17 protein-coding genes, 1 tRNA gene and 2 pseudogenes are annotated in these 17637 nt (G+C 58.5%); 6 read left to right on the top strand and 14 right to left on the bottom strand.

Annotated elements, in window-relative coordinates; genetic code table 11:
* Positions 1–20 precede the first annotated feature (20 nt).
* The gene (locus C9422_RS07950; protein ID WP_116580254.1) at positions 21–1403 is read right to left on the bottom strand and encodes a glutamine synthetase family protein; all 1383 of its coding nucleotides are present in this window, start codon (positions 1401–1403) and stop codon (positions 21–23) included.
* 485 nt (positions 1404–1888) lie between these two features.
* Between C9422_RS07950 and C9422_RS07940 the strand changes: the two genes are divergently transcribed.
* The 3 genes from C9422_RS07940 (at position 1889) to C9422_RS07930 (ending at position 5058) form a co-directional block, all read left to right on the top strand.
* Positions 1889–3073: a cyanate transporter gene (locus tag C9422_RS07940; protein WP_116580252.1), complete on the top strand. Its 1185-nt coding sequence runs from the start codon at positions 1889–1891 to the stop codon at positions 3071–3073.
* A gap of 13 nt (positions 3074–3086) precedes the next feature.
* Positions 3087–4004: a DMT family transporter gene (locus tag C9422_RS07935; RefSeq protein WP_116580251.1), complete on the top strand. Its 918-nt coding sequence runs from the start codon at positions 3087–3089 to the stop codon at positions 4002–4004.
* 115 nt (positions 4005–4119) lie between these two features.
* Positions 4120–5058 (top strand): LysR family transcriptional regulator, encoded by a 939-nt coding sequence (locus tag C9422_RS07930; RefSeq protein ID WP_116580250.1) that lies wholly within the window; start codon positions 4120–4122, stop codon positions 5056–5058.
* Positions 5059–5061: 3 nt separating this feature from the next.
* On the opposite strand, the gene C9422_RS07925 is transcribed toward C9422_RS07930, so the two are convergent.
* The 6 genes from C9422_RS07925 to C9422_RS07900 form a co-directional block, all read right to left on the bottom strand.
* A complete protein-coding gene (locus tag C9422_RS07925; protein ID WP_116580249.1) occupies positions 5062–5427 on the bottom strand; it encodes a 5-carboxymethyl-2-hydroxymuconate Delta-isomerase in 366 nt (121 codons plus the stop codon).
* Between the two features lie 51 nt (positions 5428–5478).
* Complete coding sequence (locus tag C9422_RS07920; RefSeq protein WP_102674441.1) at positions 5479–6405, bottom strand: LysR substrate-binding domain-containing protein; 927 nt, start codon at positions 6403–6405, stop codon at positions 5479–5481.
* A gap of 88 nt (positions 6406–6493) precedes the next feature.
* A complete protein-coding gene (locus C9422_RS07915) occupies positions 6494–8599 on the bottom strand; it encodes a DUF6311 domain-containing protein (protein WP_116580248.1) in 2106 nt (701 codons plus the stop codon).
* Positions 8596–8982 carry a GtrA family protein gene (locus tag C9422_RS07910; protein ID WP_007979764.1) on the bottom strand — a complete coding sequence of 129 codons (387 nt, stop codon included), beginning with the start codon at positions 8980–8982 and terminating at the stop codon, positions 8596–8598. The genes C9422_RS07915 and C9422_RS07910 overlap by 4 nt, the downstream gene beginning before the upstream one ends.
* Complete coding sequence (locus C9422_RS07905) at positions 8979–9689, bottom strand: bifunctional 2-polyprenyl-6-hydroxyphenol methylase/3-demethylubiquinol 3-O-methyltransferase UbiG (protein WP_116580247.1); 711 nt, start codon at positions 9687–9689, stop codon at positions 8979–8981. Before C9422_RS07905 ends, C9422_RS07910 begins: the two co-directional genes overlap by 4 nt.
* 3 nt (positions 9690–9692) lie before the next feature.
* Entirely contained in the window at positions 9693–10658 is a 966-nt protein-coding gene (locus C9422_RS07900; protein ID WP_033048395.1) for a glycosyltransferase family 2 protein, read from the bottom strand.
* Positions 10659–10933: 275 nt separating this feature from the next.
* Between C9422_RS07900 and C9422_RS07895 the strand changes: the two are divergent.
* Positions 10934–11125 (top strand): annotated as a pseudogene (locus tag C9422_RS07895) (YegP family protein).
* Positions 11126–11196: 71 nt separating this feature from the next.
* Here the strand turns inward: C9422_RS07895 and C9422_RS07890 are convergent.
* The 5 genes from C9422_RS07890 to dapA all read right to left on the bottom strand — a co-directional run bounded on the left by C9422_RS07890 (position 11197) and on the right by dapA (position 14886).
* Positions 11197–11286, bottom strand: a tRNA-Ser gene (locus C9422_RS07890).
* 83 nt (positions 11287–11369) lie between these two features.
* Positions 11370–12083, bottom strand: a complete 714-nt coding sequence (gene purC / locus C9422_RS07885) for a phosphoribosylaminoimidazolesuccinocarboxamide synthase (protein WP_007944067.1) — start codon at positions 12081–12083, stop codon at positions 11370–11372.
* A 28-nt stretch (positions 12084–12111) separates the two neighbouring features.
* The gene (locus C9422_RS07880; RefSeq protein WP_116580246.1) at positions 12112–12870 is read right to left on the bottom strand and encodes an MBL fold metallo-hydrolase; all 759 of its coding nucleotides are present in this window, start codon (positions 12868–12870) and stop codon (positions 12112–12114) included.
* Positions 12871–12874: 4 nt separating this feature from the next.
* Positions 12875–13990 carry an outer membrane protein assembly factor BamC gene (gene bamC / locus C9422_RS07875; RefSeq protein ID WP_116580245.1) on the bottom strand — a complete coding sequence of 372 codons (1116 nt, stop codon included), beginning with the start codon at positions 13988–13990 and terminating at the stop codon, positions 12875–12877.
* A 17-nt stretch (positions 13991–14007) separates the two neighbouring features.
* Entirely contained in the window at positions 14008–14886 is an 879-nt protein-coding gene (gene dapA, locus C9422_RS07870) for a 4-hydroxy-tetrahydrodipicolinate synthase (RefSeq protein ID WP_007979774.1), read from the bottom strand.
* 329 nt (positions 14887–15215) lie between these two features.
* Between dapA and C9422_RS07860 the strand changes: the two genes are divergently transcribed.
* Both C9422_RS07860 and C9422_RS07855 read left to right on the top strand, forming a co-directional pair.
* Positions 15216–15776, top strand: coding sequence for a glycine cleavage system protein R (locus C9422_RS07860; protein WP_007979776.1), 561 nt, complete (start codon positions 15216–15218; stop codon positions 15774–15776).
* Between the two features lie 10 nt (positions 15777–15786).
* Positions 15787–16263, top strand: a pseudogene (locus tag C9422_RS07855) (peroxiredoxin); the annotation flags it as partial.
* Here C9422_RS07855 and C9422_RS07850 read toward each other — a convergent pair.
* Positions 16248–17318: an AI-2E family transporter gene (locus C9422_RS07850; protein WP_116580244.1), complete on the bottom strand. Its 1071-nt coding sequence runs from the start codon at positions 17316–17318 to the stop codon at positions 16248–16250. The pseudogene C9422_RS07855 and the gene C9422_RS07850 sit on opposite strands and share 16 nt — an antisense overlap.
* Before the next feature lie 31 nt (positions 17319–17349).
* Positions 17350–17589, bottom strand: coding sequence for a sulfurtransferase TusA family protein (locus C9422_RS07845; RefSeq protein ID WP_007979782.1), 240 nt, complete (start codon positions 17587–17589; stop codon positions 17350–17352).
* Between the last annotated feature and the right edge of the window lie 48 nt (positions 17590–17637).

Genomic DNA, 17637 nt, shown 5'->3' with positions numbered 1-17637 from the left:
AGCTCGGGTTCAGTTTCGGCTCAAGCCTGATGCAGGTACCAGCGCCAGTCCTGCTCCCCGACCTCCCCCATGAATTGGCGATACTCGGCGCGCTTCACCGCCAGGTAGACACCGAGGAACTCGCCGCCGAAGGCTTCCCTGGCCCAACTGGAACCTTCCAGCGATCGCAAAGTGGTCAGCCAGTCCGTCGGCAACAGTTTCGCGGCCTGGGCGTAGCCATTGCCCTCCACCGGCGCACCCGGGTCGAGTTGTTCGCGGATACCGCGATGAATACCGGCCAGAATCGCTGCAGCCGCCAGATAGGGGTTGGCATCCGCGCCACAAATTCGATGCTCGATGTGCCGGGAATACGCCGGCCCGCCCGGTACGCGCAAACTCACGGTGCGATTGTCCACACCCCAGGTGGCTGCCAGCGGTGCATAGCTGTTGGCCTGGAATCGACGGTAGGAGTTGGCGTTGGGGCAGAACAGCAACAGCGAATCGAGCAAGGTACTGAGCATGCCGGCGACAGCCTGCTTGAGCAGGGGCGTTCCATCCGGGGCTTCGCTGGCAAAGAGGTTGTTGCCCTGCTTGTCCGCCAGACTCACGTGCATATGCATCCCGGTGCCGGCCAGGTCATCGAATGGCTTGGCCATGAAGCACGCTGTCATGCCGTGCTTGTGCGCCACCCCTTTGACCAGACGCTTGTAACGCACCGCTTCGTCCATGGCCTGCAACGCGTCGGTGCGGTGTTCGAGGGTGATTTCCACTTGCCCCGGCGCGTATTCGGAAATGGCCGTGCGTGCTGGAATCCCCTGGAGCTTGCAGGCGCTGTAGAGATCGGCCAGGAACGGCTCGATCTGTTCAAGCTCGCGCAATCCATAGACCTGGGTGCCGCGCGGACGCCCGCCATCGACATCCCGTGCCGGTTGCGGCCGGCCATTGCTGTCGCGTTGCTGATCCAGCAGATAGAACTCCAGCTCCGCCGCCATGACCGGGTAATAGCCGTCAGCCTGCAAACCTTCGATGACTTTCGCCAGTAAGTGACGGGGATCGGCAATGGTAGCGGGCATCCCCTCAGTCGGGTGCATGCTGACCTGCACGGCCGCGGTCGGTATCAGACGCCATGGCATACGCGTGAGGCTGCCGCTGATCGGGTAAGCCCGGCAGTCGATATCGCCGACATCCCAGACCAGCCCGGAGTTTTCCACGTCATCGCCGTTGATGGTCAGGCCGAGGATGGTGCTCGGCAATGGGCGCCCGCTTTCATACACCGCCAGCAGCTCGTCACGGTGCAGCAGCTTGCCCCGCGGCACACCGTTGTTGTCGAGGATGAACAGCTCGAACATTTCAATATCCGGGTTCTGTTCCAGAAAAGTCAGGGCTTCAAGCCGGGTGGCGAACGAGGTCGTGGCACAACTCATGGGAATTCTCTTTTTCCGTGTTTGACGGGTGCACAAAGGCACACGCACTTTAATTCCGGTACCTACCGGAATATGTAGGAACGATCAGCGGAAAAAGCAGGAATCCGGCGGGCGCGCATGTCGGCAATGCCACAGCGCCCAGAAGGCCAGTTCAGAAGGAAGTGCAGAGAGGCTTGGCGCAGTGGCGGGCGTGAATCGACGACCAAGGCTCGACGCACGAGCGCCGAAGGTTGCCTTGAAGTGGATTGCGACTGGCCAACCGTCCATAGAGAGAACCGCAGAAAACAGATGACCGGCAGCGTCACACGATGGGTTCAGTCGTTAAATCAGGATTTGAAGAACCTTGGATGTCGAATGGCTAAACATTCAACGGCGTCCATATGACCGCACTCTTATTTAATTTCCAAATACATCACCAGACTTTCTGATTTGCGGCCTTGCGGCCTCGCGCGCCTAATCGCACCTCTACCGTTCAAGGTCCGATCATGGAAAACACCCGCGCGACTACCCGCCCTGCTCTCTGGTTGATGTTCAGCATTGCGCTCGTCGCCCTGAACCTGCGTCCCTCCATGGCCGCCGTCGGGCCGTTGCTCTCGGCGATTCGCGAGGACATCCCGCTGAGTTTCAGCCTGGCATCACTGCTGACCCTGTTGCCGGTCATGGCCATGGGACTGGCGATGTTTTTCGGACTACGTGTCAGCCAGCGTCTCGGTGAACAGCGCACGGTCGTACTTTCGTTGCTGATCATTGGCGTGGCCACGGTGTCGCGCCTGTTTGTCGATTCGGTAGGCGAATTGATCCTCAGCGCCGTACTGGCAGGTATCGGCATCGCCCTGATCCAGGCCCTGATACCTGCGCTGATCAAATCCCGCTTCAGCGACCACGTTGCCCTGTGCATGGGTCTCTACGTCACATCGATCATGGGCGGTGCCGCCATGGGGGCGTCCTTTGCGCCACTGGTGATGGCGTCTACCGGCAGCTGGCGTATGGGCCTGGCGATCTGGGCCGTTCTCGCCGTGCTGGCATTGCTCTTCTGGCGCAGCCAAAGCACAAGGATGCCAACACTGGATTCGAGGGCATCCCGCAAAGGATCGTTCTTCGCCAATTCCCGCGCGTGGTTACTCGCGATCTTCTTTGGCCTGGGCACTGCGTCCTACACCTGCGTTCTGGCCTGGCTGGCGCCGTACTACGTGGAAAAGGGCTGGAGCGAACAACACGCCGGATTGCTGCTCGGGTTTCTCACCGCAATGGAAGTGCTGTCGGGCCTGCTGACGCCCTTCATCGCCAATCGCTGCCGCGACCGCAGAGTCGTGCTGATGGTCTTGCTGGCACTGATCATCGCCGGTTTCTGCGGACTGATTCTGAGCCCGCAGCACTTGAGCCTGATGTGGCCATGCCTGCTGGGGCTGGGCATTGGCGGGCTGTTCCCGATGAGCCTGATCGTATCGCTGGATCACCTGGACAATCCATTGCGCGCCGGTGGCCTGACTGCATTCGTACAAGGCATCGGCTACCTGATCGCCAGCCTGTCGCCTCTGCTGGCAGGGATCATCCGCGACCGGCTCGGCAGCTTTGAATGGGCCTGGTGGTCGCTGGCGGCGGTCATGGCACTGATGATGTTGATGGTTTTGCGCTTCAACCCAAGGCACTACAGCCGCCACATCCACTAACCCGGAGCCTGCCATGAAAACCACCGGTTTCGCCGCCGCTCACGCCAGCATGCTGCTTTGGGCCTTGCTGATTGCCGCCTCGTTTTCCGCGGCGGCGCAAGTCAGCCAGGCCATCGACCCGATCCTGCTGACCGGCTTGCGCCTGTTGTTCTGCGCCTTGGTGTTTCTGCCGCTGTTGCTGCGTGAAGGCAATGCCGTCATGACCGCCCGCGGGCTGCTGGGTCACGCGGTGCTCGGCCTGCTGTTGGCGTTGTACTTCGGTTCGCTGTTCGAAGCATTGCGCTACACCTCGGCCGTCAATACCGGAACGATGTTTACACTGGTACCGCTGATGACCCTGGCTTTCGAGGCCGTGCTCATACCTGACAGCCGCCTGAAACAACGGATTGTGCCGATGCTGCTCGCCGCTGCCGGGGCGGTGTTACTGATCATGAAAGGCACCGGCCCCGACGACTTTCCATCGCCGTATGCGCTGACCGTGTACGGCATCGGTTGCCTGGCGATGGCACTTTACGCCCCTCTAAGCCAACGCCTGAAAGCCAATAGTCTCAAGGGACGCGGGCCGGTGCCCATGACATTCTGGAACATGCTGTTCGGCGCGCTGTTTCTGCTGGTGTTCTGTGGATTCAGTGGCGGTTGGCGCTCGGCATCATCACTGACGCTCAAGGACTTCTATTGGTTGATGTACCTGGCGGTGTTCGCCACCCTGGCGACGTTCTGGCTGCTGCATCGGGCCATCGGCGTGATCGCGCCATCCTCGGTGATTTCCTACATCTACCTGAGCACGCTGTTCATCACCTTGTTTCATTGGTTTTGGGGCCGCCAGATGCCGCTGCCGCTGGAGCTGGCCGGCGCGCTGCTGGTGGGCATCGGCATGTTCGCGCTGTTGATCTCCAGTCGCCGCGCCGTGTCGGCGATGATCCAGAGTTGAAGGGCTCCAGGGCAAAACTTCCTGCAAGGCATTTTCCCTGTTCGCTCATTCCGCTAGGATCGTTCACTCACCCTGGCACACGGTCAGTGCAAGGGGACGCAGCGAGACGCAATGGATGCTGAACAGTAATTCGCTTAGAAAACTCGACATGCAGGACCTCACGGTGTTCGTCGCCGTGTACGAGCAGAACAGCGTCACCGGCGTATCGGAGATGCTTAGCGTCAGCCAGTCCACCGTGAGTTACTGCCTGAAAAAACTGCGCAACAGCTTCGAGGACGAACTGTTCATCCATACCCGTATCGGCGGTATGCAGCCCACAGGCAAGGCCAGCGCGATGTACCCTCACGTGCTGAAAATCCTGGAAAGCATCAATTTGTGTCACGCCGGCTCACCCGCGTTCGACCCTGGCCTGCAAGCCGTGACGTTCAACCTCTGCGCACCGGAATATTTCGAGCAGTTGATCCTGCCGCGCCTGTTGAAAACCTTCGCCCTCGCCGATCTTCCGGTGACGGTCAATGTGCTCAAACTCGAAGCCGACATCCCTGCCGAAGCGTTGCGCGAAGGCAGTCTCGACCTGGTGATGTGTTTCGGCCCGAACTTTCATCGCAGCCACGTCGATTTCAAATCCCGGACGCTGCTCGAAGATGATCTGGTCTGTGTGTTCGACAAACGCGCCACCCCGGCGGAACCGCGTTTGAGCCTGCAAACCTATGTCGAACGTCGACACGTGTTCCCGACACCCTGGATGTCCGCCACCAACATGGTCGACGGCTGGCTCGCGCAGCAGGCCCAACAGCGCCAAATCGTCGCGCGCGCCAACAGTTACAGTGCAGCGCTGAAGTTGATTACCGGCACCGACTATGCCCTGACCCTGCCCCGGCGCATCCAGCGGCTGCTGGCCAGTACCGACACCTTCAATCACTGCGAAGCGCCCGAGGGTTTGCCGGGTTTCACCCTCGACATGCAGTGGAGCCAGAGCGTCGATCAGGACAGCGCCAACACCTGGCTGCGAGCGCAAGTGATACAGGCCTGCGCCGTGCAGGAAACGGCCTGATACTCAGTGGCTGATGGCGGTCTTGCTGTAGGAATCGCGATCGATGTCGAGAATTTCCACGCACAACTGGACTTCAACACCGCTCGGCCACTCACACAAGTCCTGAACCACCGCCAGCAGGCTTTCGGAGAGTTGTTTCTTGATCTGTGCGGAACGCCCACTCAACAGTGCCAGTTTCACATGCACGAATGCCCGTTCAGCCAAAGTAGTACCGACCTTGAACGTCTCGACCCTGACCGCGCGGCTCTTGATGTCGAATTCGGCAGCAAACTGACCGGAACCCACCAGCGTATTGTTCAACCGCATCAACGCCACATCGGCATTCAGGTCAGTCAGGTTGGCGGTGTATTCCATGTGCAGGTGAGGCATGAGTTGGCTCCTGGAAGGGGATGGAAAGGTCGTACGTATAACATGCCCCGTTCATTCGGGCAGCGGCAAAACGGCACGCTCACTCATGAACGCCTCCAAACGCGAACGTAACCAGCGCTCGGCAGGGTCGGTATCGACATGACTGAGCCAGACCATGGACAAATCCAGGGTCGGTGTCTTGAACGGAAAGGGCTCCTTGAACAGCATGCCCGAAGCAGCCATCGCCTCGGCGGTGTAGTCCGGCAGGCTGGCGATCAGGTCCGTTCCGGCGAGCAGTGCCGGCAACGAACTGTATTGCGGTACCGAGAGCACCACCTGGCGCGTGCGGCCGATTTCCGCCAGCCACTCGTCGGCATAGCCACTGACGTTGGCGGTATGGGACACCAGCACGTGCGGCCGCGCGCAATATTCGTCGAGCGTCAGCGGAGTGTCGGAAGCATCTGCGCGCAAAATGCTGGGCTGGATATGCCGCAGCAACTTGCGCTTGGCATTGGCCGGCAAGCCACGGGTCTGGCTGATACCCACCGTGATATCGCCGGACGCCAGCAAGTCGGGAATCCGCCAGTAATCGACATGCTGCACCACAAACACCACCTTTGGCGCTTCCTGGCGCAGGGTTCGCAGCAACGGCGGCAACAGGCCGAACTCGACGTCGTCGGATAAGCCAATGCGGAACGTCATCGTGCTGCTGGCCGGGTCAAAATCATGGGTCAGGCTCAAGGCCACGGACAAGGAATCCAGCGCCGGCGACAGGTGCCTGATGATCTCCTCTGCCCGTGCCGTCGGCTCCATGCGATGGCCAACACGGATGAACAGCGGATCATTGAACATCGCACGCAAGCGGTTGAGTGCAGAACTGATGGTCGGCTGACCGAGAAACAGCTTCTCCGCCACCCGAGTGACATTGCGCTCCAGCATCAGCGTTTCGAATACCACCATCAGGTTGATATCCGCCTTGCGAAGTTCGTTGCGATTCATCCAGTGCCCCCCGATCCCCAAGAAAGGCTCGGGGATAACGTCTACGTGCCTGCACGACAGACAATGCCGGTGCAGACGTTACGTTTGTTCAGTTCAAAGTCAGCGCCTGTAATCCGATTGCCAGTTTGCGCGGGTCGTTACTCATGCCAAGCTCGCCCGGACTGATGGCATTGGGGTATTTGAAAAAAATACGCAGCACGCCTTGACGTTCGATGAGCTGTTGCACGGCTGCGGGTAATTCGATGTTGATTCGGTTTGCTTCAGGCTTGACCAACCGGGTGGACAGTACACTCACATCATTGACGACAATCTCCAGCGACTGCTCTGTGTGCGTAGGTGCGAGCAACGCGTTGGTCTCCAGCAACAATGAATTAACCCTTGATGTTGGCCGCAAAACGATTTGCGACTCGGCACCTTCGGACCAGGTTCCCCACGGTTCATTGAGCGACCATCCCTTGGCCAAATAATCCACCGCCGGACTCTCTTTACTGAACACCACTCTCTCGCCTTGCTTGAGTTCCGGAATCAGCTTCAATGCATCCGGCACCAAGACGGGCGGGCAATCGTTACAGCGCTTCCATCCCGGCGCCAACACATTCAAACCATCAATTCTGGCGAGCACATCGATATCACTCTTCAATGTCAGGGCAGCCTGGAGCAAGGAGCGGCTATCCAGCACGTACAGGGTATCTTGCGAGTAACTTCCCGAATCCAGCATCCGAACCGACTCTGCCTGCGCCGCCTCGACGGCCAGCGAACTGACTCGCCCAAGATAGACGGCATTTGTGGGTAGATGATGGGCATGCGCATAATCGGCCAATGTCATCCACTGCTCCGATAAGTTCTGCGGGCGAATCCATCGCACGTACTGATAATGCTTTGCTGCTTGTTGCCAGAAAGGATCGGCCAGTGGCGTCTTCCACTCGGACGCTGGTGAAGTCATGAAAAAACCGCGCGCGACTGTCCATCCCGATCGCGTATCCGCCACCTGAATCACCAAAGCGATGCTCAACAGCATCACCGCCGTGCGCGGGGTATGCCCACGAACCACCACATAAAGTGTGGCAAAAATAACCATGTACATCACCGGCCAGATCATCCGTCCTGAGCCACGGAAGATGGTTGCGACGGCTACAACGGCGTCCGGCAGGGGTATCCGGAATTCGAATGACCCTACACCTACGTTATTGGATACGGCGAACATCGCCAGGCTAGCAAGCGCAACAAAAAGCAGAGGGTATCGGCGAACCTTGGCGCCAAGGTCCCCCGCCCCTTGCAGCAATAGCACTAAAGCGCAGATGAGCAGGAAAATGACACCCAACCCCAGGAAGGCAAACCCATCACTGTCGCCCAACACACCTGGCATGTCCCGCATGGTGTAGGACCACGTACCCGGATCAAAGAAGGTCAGGACATTCGCCCGAAACAAGCCATATCCCATTAACGAAAGACCACTATCGCCAACACTGAAGTAACCCGCTTGCCAGCAACACAGACTGACCAACAGGAACAGACCGATCAACTCGGTCAGCGCTTTGCCCGGCGTCAGGCGGCGCTGGAGGGCTTTGGCCGCGAGGTCCGCGATCCAGATCAATGCAACCATCGCCAGCAAGTAAGCGTGCACCAGTGCTGTCGCACCAAGCAGCGCCCCCCAGGCCAGACAGCGTTTTTGCGTAAATGGGCGCAGGGCAAGATAAAGCGCTGCCAATACGAGAAAATGTCCAGCCAGGGATAAATGCACTTCCATGCGGATAATCATCGCCGGGACGAACAAAAACAGCCCGGCACCGAGCAATTGCAACACCACATTGCGACTGACCAATCCGGTCAGCTTCCAGCCAAACCAGCTCTGCAGGATGAAACACGTCAGAAACCAAATCCCGAAATACTGGAATGGTTCAGGAAGCAGAGCTGAAAACGGCTTGAAGATAAAAGCGAACAGCGGATTGGAATCCGAGAAAATTACCGCGTTACTCAATTCCAACCCATACAAGGGATTAAGCCCTAACGGAAATGTCCAGGGTGAATGCCTGAAAAAAGCCCAGCCCAGGTAATGGGTGGCTGGATCGCCCCCCTCCAACCAGGCAATATTCATCGGGTTCAATGCCCGCGGGCCGACCACGATGAAAAATGCAAGGATTCCCAAAAGGACGGGCAGCAGCCCAGTCACCCGGCGCGTTGTGCAAAGCTTCATCGGTACGTCCAAAAATTGTGCAAAACAAAAGTGAATGCCGGTACCGTTAGCGCTACCGCACCTATCCCCAGCAGATAATGCAACCCCGCCATCTGCGCGGTCCAGGCGACAAACATCGCCAACAAAAAACCGCCCGCCGATACCAGCAGGAAACGCAGCAGAGTTCTGCCATGCAATCGGGCAGCAAAACTCCAGGTAGTGTTGATGACGTAGGACACCACCGTCGCCACGGCAAATGCCACACCGTTAGCCAGAGGCGGATGTGCGACGACGAAATTGATGAACAGCACCGCAACCAGCGCATGCAGGGCAGTAACGAACAATCCGGTTACAGCAAAGCGCAATCCGCGCTGGATCAGCGCTGTTTTTTCGGCGGATGTCACGGCTTTCGCGCCAGTACGAATACACTCAAACCGGCCAGGCGGTTCATGCCCAACAATGGCAATTCAAGCTTACAGAGGGTCTTGAGCACATTGTTCACCAGCGGATGATGGCGTTTGAGCTGTGAACGAGGTACCGCCCCCTGCCGTCCGTGGGGCAACAAGCGTAACGCAGCGGCAATCGGGAACACCGCACCGAAATAGTAGGCACCGCGTTGCACCGTCAAACCCGCGTTCCGGGCCAGGGTTTCAAATTGGGCCAGGGTGTAGCGACGCTTGTGTTCTAGAAAGTCGTCGTGGCCGCTCCAGAGGAACTGGAAGGCAGGCACTGTCATCAGGAACCGACTGCCTGACGGCACTTTATCGACGTAAGCCTTGAGCAAACCGAGGTCGTCATCGACATGCTCCAGCACGTCCATCAAAAGTACCAAGTCGGCGTCGACGGTCTCGATGCCACGACGGTAATGCACCTGTTTACCGGCGGTGGTCGCACTGGAATCGGCGAGGTAGCTGATATCGACGCACCAGGCCTCGCGCGCCTCGGTATGAGTCAGCAAATGGTGGGTAAAAAAACCCGAACCAGCGCCCACGTCGAGAATCCGCTTGATTGGCGCGTCACCCAGCAGGCGGCGGGTCGCTGCCGCTTTCGAGCAGTAATACCAATGCTCACCGATGCTATCGCCGAGGATGGCGGTTTCCTTGAGATCCATGCTTTAGGCCTTGGGGTCATAGACGCGGCGCACGAGAAAAACCGGCCGGCGTTTAGATTCGATGTAAGTGCGGCCCAAGTACTCACCGAGTACGCCGATGCCAATCAGTTGCAGGCCGCCAAGGAACGTCACGGCGACCATCAGCGAGGCGTAACCGGGCATGTCGACACCATGGACCAACGTGCGCACCACGATAAATATGGCAAAAGCGAAAGAGACGAGCGACACCAGCGCCCCTATGTACGTCCACACTCGCAAAGGCTCAGTGCTAAAACTGGTGATACCTTCCAGCGCAAAGTTCCACAACCGCCAACCGTTGAATTTACTCTGCCCCGCCACCCGTTCGGGACGCATGTAATCAACGTGGGTAGTGCGAAACCCGACCCAGGCAAACAGGCCTTTCATGAAGCGCCGAGATTCGGGCAAGGTGAGCAAGGCATCGACCACACAGCGATCCATCAGGCGAAAATCCCCGACGTTTTCCGGCAGCGGCTGCTCAGCGATCTTGTTGTGCAGGCGATAGAACCAGTGGGCGGAAGTCTGTTTGGCCCACGTATCGCTACGACGGCTGATCCGGTGACCGAGTACCACTTCATAGCCCTCTCGCCAACGCTCGATCATCTGTAAAATAATCTCTGGCGGATCCTGCAGATCGGCGTCGATCGGCACAACGATCTGTCCGGTGGCGATCTGTAAACCGGCGGACAATGCCGCTTCTTTGCCGAAGTTGCGACTCAGGTCAACGATGCGCAGACGCGAATCGTGCTGCTGTCGCTCAAGCAGGCGTGCAAGCGTGGCGTCAGTGCTGCCGTCATTGATGAATACCAATTCAAGCTTTATCAATTCCTGCTGCCGGAAAACTTCATCAATACGCAGGAGAAACGTGTCGAGACTGTCTTCCTCATTAAAAACGGGGACAACCAGCGATAACGTCACCTGGAAGGCCGGTTGCGTTCCGTGCTCAGTCAAATGGAGTGCTCTTTTTATAATGGTTTTCGGTTGCCGAAATATTTTGGACGCTATGAACGACTCCATATTAAGCAGTAGCTCCGAAGGTGTTGCAAGGGTGAAACGGCGCCGTTTTGGACAATTCAAAGACTGATCCACCCGCTCTAACCCGCTGTATCAGAGCATCCCCCTGGGATTTGAAACAAATGTCCGATAACCAAAAAAAACTGCTCTGCCAGGCTTGCACCGATGCGTCACACAGGCTGTCGCACGATCTATCGCAGGGAGCGAACTGAATGTACTTCGAGATTTACAGGCAATTCAAAGGCACTCCGAGCACCGGAAAAGGCTAATGGCGATGAAGGTTGCGGGCGGGAAACCATGAGATCATCGCCAGCGGCGAGTCTTATGTGAACAAGGTGGATTGCCTGCACGTAATCCAGTTGATCATGGGGGTGCAGGATGAGACCCCGATCAAGGAGATTTGATAGTTGTCGGCGGTAATCACAGAAACGAAAAAGCCCCGTAACTTTTCAGCTACGGGGCTTTCTCTATGTAATGGCGGAGAGATAGGGATTCGAACCCTAGGTACCGGTGAAGGTACAACGGATTTCGAATCCGTCCCATTCGGCCACTCTGGCATCTCTCCAACGGCGCGCATCATAACAACACTTTCGCCGGAAGCGAACCCCCTAAGCGAAATATTTCTGTGCTTTCAGATGCTTGCGTCGGTTAAAGCGGTACGCCCAGACGATTGGCGACTTCTTCGTAGGCTTCGATGACGTCACCGAGGCCCTGACGGAAGCGGTCCTTGTCCATTTTCTTGCCGGTAGCCTTGTCCCACAGACGGCAGCCGTCCGGGCTGAACTCGTCGCCCAGCACGATGGAACCATCGTGGAACACGCCGAATTCCAGCTTGAAGTCGACCAGCAGCAGGCCGGCGTCGTCGAACAGCTTGCTCAGGACTTCGTTGACCTTGAGCGACAGCTCTTTCATGCGAACCAGTTGCTCGGCGGTGCCCCAGCCGAAAGCCACGACGTGGGATTCGTTGATGAACGGGTCGCCCTTGGCGTCGTCCTTCAGGAACAGTTCGAAGGTGTAAGGATTGAGCTTCATGCCCTCTTCGACACCCAGGCGCTTGACCAGGCTGCCAGCGGCGTAGTTACGCACGACGCACTCGACCGGGATCATGTCCAGCTTCTTCACCAGGCATTCGTTGTCGCCCAGCAGTTTGTCGAACTGGGTCGGCACGCCGGCCGCTTCGAGCTTCTGCATGATGAAGGCGTTGAACTTGTTGTTCACCATGCCCTTGCGGTCGAGCTGTTCGATACGCTTGCCGTCGAACGCCGAAGTGTCGTTGCGAAACAGCAGGATCAAACGGTTAGCGTCGTCGGTCTTGTAAACCGACTTGGCTTTGCCGCGGTAGAGTTCTTCACGTTTTTCCATGATGGGCTCCGCTTGCTAAGTAGATGGGCTAGGCGATGTGACGCCAGTCGAGCCCTGAATCTTGATCGGCCAGTTGCAGCCAGTCCGGGTCGCACCCAAGGGTGTCGACAAAACATTGCCGGGCCAGCTGCGGCAGGTTGTTCTTGCTGCTCAGATGGGCCAGGACCAAGTGTTGCAGGTCCTTCCAGCCCAGCTCGGCCACCAGGAATGCCGCCTGATGGTTGTTCAAATGTCCCAGTTCACCGCCCACCCGCTGCTTGAGAAAGTACGGGTAATGACCGCGAGCCAGCATGTCCCTGCAATGGTTGGACTCGATCATCAATGCATCGAGGTCCCGGTAACCGTCCAGCACCTTGTCGCAATAGGAGCCCAGGTCGGTCAACAGGCCGAAACGCCGTAAACCGTCACTGAAGACATACTGCGTCGGTTCCTGTGCATCGTGGGCCACGGCAATGACACCGATGCTCAAGTCGCCGATCTGCAACTGCTCGCCGCCGGCCAGAAAGCCTGCGGGTTCAATCGGTTTGCGCATCCCGCGCAAGGTCCCGCGACTGAGGTAGACAGGCAGATTGTAGCGCCGAGACAGCAAACCCACGCCATGCACGTGGTCGGCATGTTCGTGGGTCACAAGTATCGCGCTCAACTGCGCAGGGTTCACACCCAGTCGCAGCAGGCGTTTTTCGGTTTCCCGCAGGGAAAAACCACAATCCACCAGCACGTACGTATCAGCGCTGGCTATCAGCGTGCCGTTCCCTTGACTGCCGCTGCCGAGAACGGCAAAACGCATAGGATCAGCCCAGGTTGTCTTGAATCTTGCTCAACACTTTACGCGCCACATCTGCCGGCGCCACGGTGTTGATGTTCTTCTCGACGGTGACCTGGACGTTCTCGCCAACCTTGCTCAGGCGAACCTGATAACGCTCGGCGCGAGCTTCCAGCTCTTCCTTGCTCGGCGCAGTGCCGAACAGGCTGCTGAGGAAGCCTGGCTTGTCGTCCTTGCTCTCGGCTTTTTCGGCCAGGTTGATGTAGTACAGGCCCAGGCTGCGGTTGATGTCCTCAACGCGCCATTCGCCTTGTTCCAGCGCACGACCTACGCTCGACCAGGCACGGTCAAGGTCGGTACCGACGTTCAGTACAGGGTTGCCGCTGCCGTCTTCACTCAGGCTGACACGGCTGGGCGCGTCGAAATCACGCGAAGCCAGCATGGAGACCGAACCGCCCTTCTCCGAGATACGGCTCATGCTCGCGAGCATGTCGTCGACCAGTGCCGCGTCCAGGCCAGTGTTGACCGAACGGTTGGTGAACTCGACGTCGGCGGTGCTGCCGGCAGGACGCTCGGCGCTGACCACGTAGACTTCACTGGTGTTGCGCTGCACGCCCGGCTCAATGCGCACCCGCACGCGGGTTTCGCTGTCGGTGCTGACGCCGGCCGCGCTCAGGCGCTTGGCCATGGCCGCAGACAGTTCATCGGAATGCTGCCAGGTCGTGGTGAATTCGCCGGTTTGCGGGCGCTGTTCATCCAGACGGAAACCGTTGTCCTGGAAGAACTGAACGGCCACAGGCCAGATTTCGGCAGGCGGATTCTGCGCCAGGATCGAGCTGGTGCCGCCGCTCTTCTGCAGCGAATAAGGACTGGCGTCGGCAACCGCCGTCAGTGGCTGGGGACGAGGAACGACGTATTCGCCCGTAGCGGTGTCATCGGCCACGTTGCGCGGGATCGGCAACAGCGGATCCAGACGCTTGGCGGTATGGATATCCGGCGGAATTTGCATCGGTGCAGTCTGTTGCGCTTCCAGGTAATCGCTACCACGGTCACGGAAATAACCTTCCGGGCCCCAGATCCATCCGCAGCCACTGGTGCTGGAGATAATCAAGGCAAGTGCGGAAAGTCCGGCCATTCGCTTCATGCGTTGTACTTCCTCAATTAAACCAGGACGCTGCACTGGCGCAGGGCCGTGCGGAGCGTTTCGTGACAAGGTGCGCTCAGCCAGGTCAGCGGCAGGCGAATGCCTTCGTGCATCAGGCCCATTTCGACCAAAGCCCACTTCACCGGAATCGGGTTGGCTTCGATGAACAGGTCCTTGTGCAGCGGCATCAGTTTTTCGTTGATTGCCCGTGCAGTCTCGGCATCACCCTTGAGGGCGGCCTCGCACAGGTCGGCCATTTCACGCGGAGCGACGTTGGCGGTGACGGAGATGTTGCCCTTGCCACCCATCAGGATCAGCTCGACCGCGGTCGGATCATCGCCGGACAGCACGATGAAGTCCTTGCTGACGCCATCGAGGATGGCCTTGGCGCGCTTGAGGTCGCCGGTCGCTTCCTTGATACCGATGATGTTCGGCACGGTGGACAGGCGGATCACGGTCTCGGCCTGCATGTCGCAGGAGGTGCGGCCTGGCACGTTATAGAGAATCTGCGGGATGTCGACCGCTTCGGCGATGTGCTTGAAGTGCAGGTACAGGCCTTCCTGGGTCGGCTTGTTGTAGTACGGCACGACCAGCAGGCAGGCATCGGCGCCGGCTTCCTTGGCATTGCGGGTCAACTCGACGGCTTCGCGGGTCGAATTGGCGCCGGTACCGGCAATCACCGGAATGCGACCATTGACCTGCTTGACTACCGCTTTGATGACGGCGATGTGTTCATCGACATCAAGGGTTGCCGATTCGCCGGTGGTACCGACGGCGACAATGGCATGGGTGCCGTTTTCAAGGTGGAAGTCCACGAGTTTGCTGAGGCTGTCCCAGTCAAGACGCCCCTGTGCATCCATGGGAGTGACCAGTGCCACCATACTGCCCGCAATCATGAAACCGCTCCTGCCGGAAAAAGAGAGCCGTAATGGTACTGGCGCCAAGTTGCTTGCACAAGCGAAGTACTGTGCTGCCGCCATTCCCCTTGGCGCCGGTTTTCGCTACCCTTCAGACTTTGATCGTTACAGACAAGCTCGTCCGTCGGGTTTCAGCCTCCATTTTCGGCATCACAAGTCCTGATCCAGCGTTGCCACGTCTCGCTCCCGCTCCGGCGGAGCCTGTTCGCAACCTGTCACTGGGGACTTTCTGAGTTCGCATCCGCAGGCTCGCTCCCGACCAATCAGCCTTTAGACGTACCGACCGCTCATCGCTTTAGGAATGCTGCATGTCCACCCCCACAGTTCGCGAACAATTCCTTGTTATCAGTGCCCTCGGCGCCAACCCCATGGAGCTGACCAACGTCCTGTGCCGCGCCAGCCATGAAAACCGCTGCGCCGTTGTCACCTCTCGCCTGACCCGTCATGGCGAATGCAGTGCCCTGGTGCTGGAAATCTCCGGTAGCTGGGATGCCCTGGCGCGCCTGGAAGGCAGCCTGCCCGTGCTGGCCAAGCGTCATGCATTCACGGTCAACGTGGTGCGCAGCGCCGCCTTGGAAAACCGCCCACAGGCCCTGCCGTACGTCGCTTATGTCAGCTCGGCCTACCGCTCGGACATCATCAACGAGCTGTGCCAGTTCTTCATGGACCACAATGTCGAGCTGGAGAACCTGACCTGCGACACCTATCAGGCTCCGCAGACCGGCGGCACCATGCTCAACGCCACGTTTACCGTGACCCTGCCGGCCGGCGTGCAGATCAGCTGGCTGCGCGATCAGTTCCTGGATTTCGCCGACGCGCTGAACCTGGACGCCCTGATCGAACCCTGGCGCCCACAGAACCCAATGTAAGGAAGCTTTCATGGCCGTTGCCATCGACCAACCGGTTGCCGATTTCGAAGCCCCCGCTACCAGCGGGCAGACCGTCAGCCTCGCAGACCTGAAGGGCAAGCAGGTGGTGATCTACTTCTATCCGAAGGACAGCACACCGGGCTGCACTACCGAGGGCCAGGGCTTTCGTGACCAGTATGCTGCGTTCAAGGCCGCCAATACCGAAGTGTTCGGCGTGTCGCGCGACAGCCTGAAGTCCCACGAGAACTTCAAGTGCAAACAGGAATTCCCCTTTGAGCTGATCAGCGACAAGGACGAAGCCATCTGCCAGCTGTTCGACGTGATCAAGCTGAAAAAGCTGTATGGCAAGGAATACATGGGCGTGGATCGCAGCACCTTCCTGATCGACAAGGATGGCGTGCTGCGTCAGGAATGGCGTGGTGTGAAGGTGCCAGGGCATGTGGATGCTGTTCTGGCTGCGATCTTTTCGATTTACAACAACGGCGCCACTTCCGGCTCCTTGCGCGGCCAGGCATCCAGCACCGCCTTGAACAGCGTCGCCAGGGGAATCGCAAAGAACACCCCCCAGAAGCCCCACAACCCGCCAAACAACAGCACTGCGCAGATGATCGCCACCGGGTGCAGGTTGACCGCCTCCGAGAACAGCAAGGGCACCAGCACGTTGCCATCGAGCGTCTGGATGATTCCGTAGACCGCCATCAAGTAGATGAACTGATCGCTCCAGCCCCACTGGAACAGCGCAATCAGAAACACGGGCACAGTCACCACCACGGCACCGACATAAGGCACCACCACCGAAATCCCCACCAGCAGTGCCAGCAATGCCGCGTAGTTGAGTTCAAGCACGACAAAGGCAATGTATGTCACGCCACCACAGATGAAGATCTCGATGACCTTGCCGCGAATGTAGTTGGCGATCTGCCGATTCATCTCATGGGCGACCCGGGTAATCAGCGCCCGCTCACGGGGCAGGTAACCGCGCACCCACTGGCCGATCATGGCCCGGTCCTTGAGGAAGAAAAACACCAGGATCGGTACCAGCACCAGGTAGATCATGATGTTCACCAGCAAGGGCAGGCTCGAGAGCGAGAACGTCAGTGCCCATTGACCAAACTTGCCGATTTCGCCGCGCGCCACTTCGATGGCCTGCAGTACTTGTTCATCGGACACCAGATGCGGATAACGCTCGGGCAACAGCAGCAACAGTGACTGCCACTTGGCGAGCATGCCGGGCAACTCGTTGAACAAGGTGATCAGTTGATGCCACAGCAACGGCACGACCACCACGATAAATACCAGCAACAACCCCATGAACAACGCAAAGACCATCCCCACCGCGACCCCGCCCGGCACACGCAGGCGTTCAAGCGTCACCACCAGCCCCTGCATCAGATACGCCAGCACCATTCCGGCGAGCACCGGCGCCAGCATGCCGCCCAGGGTCAATACGGCGGTGAACGCCAGAAACAGCAGAACAGCCAGCACCACCGCTTCTTCATCGGAAAAATAGCGCTGAATCCAGTCGCGTAACACTTTGAACATCAATAATCCTTAGGAGCAAACGCAGCACAATTCAGGCTTTTTTCAACCAGTAGCGGTAAACACCCGCCTCATCTTCTTCACGAAGCAGGGTATGACCGGCCAATCGGGCAAAGGTGCGAAAGTCGCGCTGCGAACCTGCATCGGTGGCGATGACCTTGAGTACCGCGCCACTGGCCAGCCGGTTGAGCTCCATCTTGGCCTTGAGTAACGGCAACGGGCAATTCAGGCCGCTGGCGTCCAGTTCAACGTCATGCTCTACAGCATCGGTCATTGCATCACTCCGGGTCAGGTGGTTGAGTTGCCTAGAATATCTGGTCGC

Source organism: Pseudomonas sp. B1(2018) (assembly GCF_003097365.1).
GTDB lineage: Bacteria > Pseudomonadota > Gammaproteobacteria > Pseudomonadales > Pseudomonadaceae > Aquipseudomonas > Aquipseudomonas laurylsulfatiphila.
The sequence above is the reverse complement of the archived record's forward strand: the minus strand, read 5'-3'. Positions and strand labels throughout refer to the sequence as shown.

Excerpts from the sequence above, each read along its gene's own strand:
- C9422_RS07950 (WP_116580254.1), bottom strand. The coding sequence starts at position 1,403 with ATGAGTTGTGCCACGACCTCGTTCGCCACCCGGCTTGAAGCCCTGACT.
- C9422_RS07940 (WP_116580252.1), top strand. The coding sequence starts at position 1,889 with ATGGAAAACACCCGCGCGACTACCCGCCCTGCTCTCTGGTTGATGTTC.
- C9422_RS07935 (WP_116580251.1), top strand. The coding sequence starts at position 3,087 with ATGAAAACCACCGGTTTCGCCGCCGCTCACGCCAGCATGCTGCTTTGG.
- C9422_RS07930 (WP_116580250.1), top strand. The coding sequence starts at position 4,120 with ATGCTGAACAGTAATTCGCTTAGAAAACTCGACATGCAGGACCTCACG.
- C9422_RS07925 (WP_116580249.1), bottom strand. The coding sequence starts at position 5,427 with ATGCCTCACCTGCACATGGAATACACCGCCAACCTGACTGACCTGAAT.
- C9422_RS07920 (WP_102674441.1), bottom strand. The coding sequence starts at position 6,405 with ATGAATCGCAACGAACTTCGCAAGGCGGATATCAACCTGATGGTGGTA.
- C9422_RS07915 (WP_116580248.1), bottom strand. The coding sequence starts at position 8,599 with ATGAAGCTTTGCACAACGCGCCGGGTGACTGGGCTGCTGCCCGTCCTT.
- C9422_RS07905 (WP_116580247.1), bottom strand. The coding sequence starts at position 9,689 with ATGGATCTCAAGGAAACCGCCATCCTCGGCGATAGCATCGGTGAGCAT.
- purC (WP_007944067.1), bottom strand. The coding sequence starts at position 12,083 with ATGGAAAAACGTGAAGAACTCTACCGCGGCAAAGCCAAGTCGGTTTAC.
- C9422_RS07880 (WP_116580246.1), bottom strand. The coding sequence starts at position 12,870 with ATGCGTTTTGCCGTTCTCGGCAGCGGCAGTCAAGGGAACGGCACGCTG.
- bamC (WP_116580245.1), bottom strand. The coding sequence starts at position 13,990 with ATGAAGCGAATGGCCGGACTTTCCGCACTTGCCTTGATTATCTCCAGC.
- dapA (WP_007979774.1), bottom strand. The coding sequence starts at position 14,886 with ATGATTGCGGGCAGTATGGTGGCACTGGTCACTCCCATGGATGCACAG.
- C9422_RS07860 (WP_007979776.1), top strand. The coding sequence starts at position 15,216 with ATGTCCACCCCCACAGTTCGCGAACAATTCCTTGTTATCAGTGCCCTC.
- C9422_RS07850 (WP_116580244.1), bottom strand. The coding sequence starts at position 17,318 with ATGTTCAAAGTGTTACGCGACTGGATTCAGCGCTATTTTTCCGATGAA.
- C9422_RS07845 (WP_007979782.1), bottom strand. The coding sequence starts at position 17,589 with ATGACCGATGCTGTAGAGCATGACGTTGAACTGGACGCCAGCGGCCTG.